This window comes from Psychrobacter sp. 1U2 (assembly GCF_051847575.1).
Map to the genome: position 1 here is coordinate 1 of NZ_JBPYDC010001240.1, position 658 is coordinate 658.

Consider the following 658-nt stretch of genomic DNA (forward strand, 5'->3'; position numbering starts at 1 on the left):
AACCCAACCAAATCCCATCATTAATAGCGCGGCAACAATAGCAGCAATGGATCCCATTAAATCACTTAGTACATGCAAGTAAGCACTTTGCATATTGAGATTAACAGGCTCTTTTGTGTCAGAGCTTCCGATTTTTACCCTGTCTTTATTTGCTTTATCTTTATTTGATCCATGACTGTGCGCGTGCCCATCGCCACCGCTACTACCACGATGCATCAGCCAAGCACCTAAAATATTGACTAGCATACCGATGGTCGCGACGATCAGCATACCTTGGGTAGCAATCTCTGGCGGCGAGTTAAAGCGTTTGATCGCTTCATAAAAAATCATTAAGGCGATAATTACCAGCGTCGCACCATTAACTGTGGCTACGATAATCTCAAAGCGTTTATACCCAAAGGTCTTTTGATGCGTGGCTGTTTTTTCGCCGATTTTAAATGCCATCAAGGTCGCACCAAGGGCAATGGCATCGCTTAGCATGTGTCCTGCATCAGAGAGTAGCGCCAAACTTCCAGTCAGCAACCCACCAATTGCTTCGATAAACATGTAACCAGTAATAATGATAAAGCTAATAAGTAATGTGCGCTGATAGCCTTTGGTATCTCGCGGTGCGGTAGTCTGCTCTAAATGTTCATCATGATCATGGGTGTCTTGATTG

General features: G+C 44.1%; 1 protein-coding gene. It reads right to left on the reverse strand.

Going from position 1 to position 658, the window contains the following annotated elements; all coding sequences use genetic code 11:
- A partial coding sequence (locus ACS8FD_RS21430; RefSeq protein WP_439277358.1) for a cation diffusion facilitator family transporter occupies nucleotides 1-658 on the reverse strand: 658 nt, incomplete at both ends.